3 protein-coding genes are annotated in these 4,125 nt (G+C 62.1%); all 3 read right to left on the bottom strand.

Features of this window, described 5'->3' with window-relative positions:
* The coding region (locus tag B2Z72_RS12625; protein WP_297004981.1) for a BCCT family transporter at positions 1-1,293 on the bottom strand (1,293 nt) is incomplete at its 3' end.
* 177 nt (positions 1,294-1,470) lie between these two features.
* Positions 1,471-2,604: a hypothetical protein gene (locus B2Z72_RS12620; RefSeq protein ID WP_161383660.1), complete on the bottom strand. Its 1,134-nt coding sequence runs from the start codon at positions 2,602-2,604 to the stop codon at positions 1,471-1,473.
* A gap of 244 nt (positions 2,605-2,848) precedes the next feature.
* Complete coding sequence (gene thrC / locus B2Z72_RS12615) at positions 2,849-3,943, bottom strand: threonine synthase (RefSeq protein WP_161383661.1); 1,095 nt, start codon at positions 3,941-3,943, stop codon at positions 2,849-2,851.
* Positions 3,944-4,125 lie beyond the last annotated feature (182 nt).

Here is a 4,125-nt window from a genome sequence, read left to right as displayed (position 1 = left end):
GAACACCAGCACCAGCACGATGGCCAGGAAGGAGGTGATGCCCGCCAGCGGCAGTTGCTCCAGCATCTGGAACAGGGCCAGGGAGGATTCACCGATGCCGTTGGCCAGCTGGCCGACACCGTTAACCACCTGATCCAGGCCGCTGCCGCCAAAGGTGGCCATCCATACGATGGTCACCACGGTCGGCACGACCAGCACGGCGGTGAGGAACTCCCGCACGGTGCGGCCGTAGGAGACCCGGGCGATGAACATGCCCACGAACGGCGACCAGGAAATCCACCAGGCCCAGTAGAACACGGTCCAGTCGTGCAGGAAGCCCTGGTCCTCGCGGCCCACCCAGTTACTGAGCGGCACGAAGTTGGTGACGTAGTCGACCGCGGTCTGCCCCATGGACGTGAAGATCAGCAGGGTGGGACCGGTCACCATCACGAACAGCAGAAGCAGCGCCGCCAGCCCCATGTTGACGTTGCTAAGCAGTTTGACGCCGCCGTCCAGGCCGCGCACCACGGACAGCACCGCGCAGGCGGTGACGCCGGTGATGATGGCGATCTGCACGTTGATGGCGTTGGGCGTGTCGAACAGGAAATGCAGGCCGCCGGAGGCCTGCTTGGCGCCCAGCCCCAGGGAGGTGGCCAGGCCGAAGATGGTGGCCAGCACCGCCAGAATGTCGATGATGTGGCCGGCCCAGCCCCAGCAGCGCTCGCCGAGCAGCGGATAGAAGGCGGAGCGGATGGTCAGCGGCATGCCCTTGTTATAGGCGAAGAACGCCAGGGACAGCGCCACCACGCCATAGATCGCCCACGGATGCAGGCCCCAGTGGTACATGGTCGCGCCCAGGGCGGCGTCCAGCGCCTGCGGGGTGTTGGGGTCCACGTTCAGCGGCGTGCCGAACCAGTCGGTGTAGTAGCCCACGGGCTCCGCCACGCTCCAGAACATCAGGCCGATGCCCATGCCGGCGGCGAACAGCATCGCGAACCAGGACAGTGTGGAGAAACTGGGTTTGGCGTCCTGACCACCGAGGCGGATGCGCCCCACCGGCAGGAAGATCAGGGCGACGCAGAACACCACGAAGATGTTGGCGCCGAGCATGAACAGCCAGTCGAAGTTTTCGATCGCCCAGCCTTTGGCACCGGCCAGGGCGCTGTTCGCGCTTTCAGGGAAAATCAGGGTACCGATCACGAAAGCCAGGATCAGCACCGCGCTGATGAAGAAGACCGGATTGTGCAGGTCCATGCCCAGGACCTGCACATTATCCTGCCCTACTTCATAGTCTGTTTCGTATTCCACGCTCATGGCATGACTCCTATTGCGTCATGCGCGGACCGAATCGGGAAATCAAGAAAGAACGGGTCCGCACGGAACGGCCCGGAGTGGACACGCATGATTACCCGCGTGGATAACCATGCGTGTGCACGCCGGACCCCGGAATGCCGGCCCGGAAGGGCCGGCCGGTGGTCGACGTGCCGTCGCTTAGAAGTAGAAGTCGAAAGCGACGTAGAGGGCGTTGAAGTCCGACTCGTAGATATCGCCGGAAGCGGCGATGTCACCGTCGGAGCCCAGGTACTCGAGATAGATCCAGCCCGGGCCGTATTGATAGCGCACGCCCGGCGCGTAGAAGGTTACGTCGTCGGCGTCGTTGCCGGCGGTGTCGGTGCTCGCGACACCGGCGTCCACGTAGTAGAACCAGTTGTTATGGGTGTAGCCCAATTCCGCCACGTGACGCTGGGTTTCCACTTCCTCGTCCGCCGGCGCGTCGCCGGAGGCCAGGAAGGCGTCCATACCGCTGAAATCACGCTCGGCGTGAATGAAGCGGTATTTGGCGGACCAGTTGCCCTTCTCGAACATGTAGTGCAGGTCGTAGGCCTGGTGGGTACCTTCGTCGTTGCGGTTGGCGACATCGGCGGCGGCCAGATCCTGCATGCGACCGTACTGGGCGGATACGCCCACGGTGTGGCCTTCCATGAAGTTCCAGTCCAGGTTCGCCACGCCGGTTTTGATTTTGCGGTAGCTGGAGCTGGAGCCCCAGTGGCCGTTGTCATCCACGGTGTCGGTGGAATCCTCGCCCCAGTCGTCCTGGTGATAATAAGCGACGTCGTAATGGATGCCGCCTTCGGCGTCAGCGCTGTATTTCAGGCCCACGTCCATCTGATCGCCGTAACCGCCTTCCAGGCCGTCACCGGGCCAGAAGTTCACGGTTTTCCAGCCGAAGGGCACCTGGCTTTTACCAATTTTCAGGCTGCTGTTGTCGGTTACGTCATAACCGATCCAGGCCTTGTGAACGACGATGTTGTCGCCACTGTTATTACTGGCGGTATTGGTGAAGGAACCGGTACCGAAACGGGTTTCAGCGCTGAAGTGCCACGGACCGTAACTGCCGTCGTCGTCGGCGTAGATAATCAGGGATGGATCGGCGAAGTTACCGCCGGTTTCGTTATCCAGCTCCTCGCTGAAAGATGGCGAGGTAAAATCGGATTTAGTGACATTCTGATAGACCCACCAAACACCGGCACTGAGTTCCGCGCCGGCTTGCGCGGTCATGGGTACAAAGGCGGCGGATGCCGCGATCAAGCCCATCGCGGGCATTTTGATAATAGAGCTTCTCATTCTCGTCTCCCCAGCAGAAGGTATGCGAAAGCCTAAAGATCAGCGTGCCGATGTCAAATCGTCGACATTTTTTTGATCAGACTTTGCGCAATGAAATGCTGGAAAAACGCGGGTTTCCGGTAATGGAAAAAGATTGCAAAATGCCGGGAACTCAATCGTTCAAGAGAAAATTTGTCGCGATAAAACAAATAAAAAGCGCGGCTGAAAAGCCGCGCTCCGGGTCGTTACGTAAACCGGGTTGACATCACATATTATTAACGATGGCGTCGCGCACGGCGTCCAGCTCGGCCTCGATGGTGACCATGCGCGAGCCTTTTTGCAGGTCCTCGCGGCACTGCTCGATGGCGGTGTCCGGGTCCTTGAGACCGTTGCCGGTGAGCGTGCAGACCACGGTGCTGCCCTCGGCGATTTTACCGGCGCGAATATCGCGCATGGCGCCACCGATGGACGCGGCGGAGGCCGGCTCGCAGAACACGCCTTCTTTCTCCGCCAGCATTTTCTGCGCCGCCAGGATCTCCTCGTCGGCCAGTTCATCGAACCAGCCGCCGGATTCCTTCCGCACCGTCCAGGCCTTGTCCCAGGACTGCGGATTGCCGATGCGGATGGCGGTGGCCACGGTTTCCGGATCCCGCACCGGCGCGCCACGCAGGAAGGGGGCGGCGCCGTTGGCCTGGTAACCCACCATCTTGGGCGCGGCGCTGACCACGCCGCTCTTGTGGTACTCGCTGTAGCCCATCCAGTGGGCGCTGATGTTGCCCGCGTTGCCCACCGGCAGGCAGTGGTAATCCGGGGCGCGGCCAAGCTCCTCGATGATCTCGAAGGCGGCGGTTTTCTGGCCCTGCAGCCGGTAGGGGTTGACCGAATTGACCACCGTCACCGGCGACGTCTCGGCCACGTCCTTGACCAGTTGCATGCCCTGGTCGAAGTTGCCGCGGATCTGCATGATCACGGCGCCGTACATCATCGCCTGGGCCAGCTTGCCCATGGCGATCTTGCCTTCCGGAATGATCACGAAGGCGGTGATGCCGGCGCGCGCCGCGTAGGCCGCCGCCGCCGCCGAGGTGTTGCCGGTGGAGGCGCAGATGATGGCGTTGCTGCCCTCTTCCACCGCCTTGGTCACCGCCATGGTCATGCCCCGGTCCTTGAAGGAACCGGTGGGGTTGAGGCCTTCGTACTTGACGTAGATGTCCACGTCCTTGCCGAGCAGGCGCGGGATGTTCTTGAGCCGGATCAGCGGGGTGTTGCCCTCGCCGAGGCTGATGATCGGGGTGTCGTCGTTCACCGGCAGGTGATCCCGGTAGCGGTTGATCAGGCCGGTGTAGCGGTCACGGAATGGCATGTCGTCGTCTCTCTCGCGTCTCAGGCGTCCAGCGTTTCCACGCGGATGCGCATGATGTTCTTGTCCACGGTGTCCAGGGCGGCGATGCGGGCCAGGGCGGCGTTCATGTCCCCTTCCAGCACCCTGTGGGTCATCATCACGATGGGCACCAGGCCCTCCTCGGTTTCCTTCTGCACCATGGC

This window comes from Thalassolituus sp. UBA6592, from assembly GCF_002433655.1.
Classification (GTDB): Bacteria; Pseudomonadota; Gammaproteobacteria; order Pseudomonadales; family Oceanobacteraceae; genus Venatoribacter.
Note: the sequence above shows the minus strand (reverse complement) of the source record. Positions and strands in the feature narration are given on the sequence as shown.

Bases quoted from the DNA above. Each gene is read 5' to 3' on its own strand.
- thrC (WP_161383661.1), bottom strand. From the start codon at position 3,943: ATGCCATTCCGTGACCGCTACACCGGCCTGATCAACCGCTACCGGGAT.
- B2Z72_RS12620 (WP_161383660.1), bottom strand. From the start codon at position 2,604: ATGAGAAGCTCTATTATCAAAATGCCCGCGATGGGCTTGATCGCGGCA.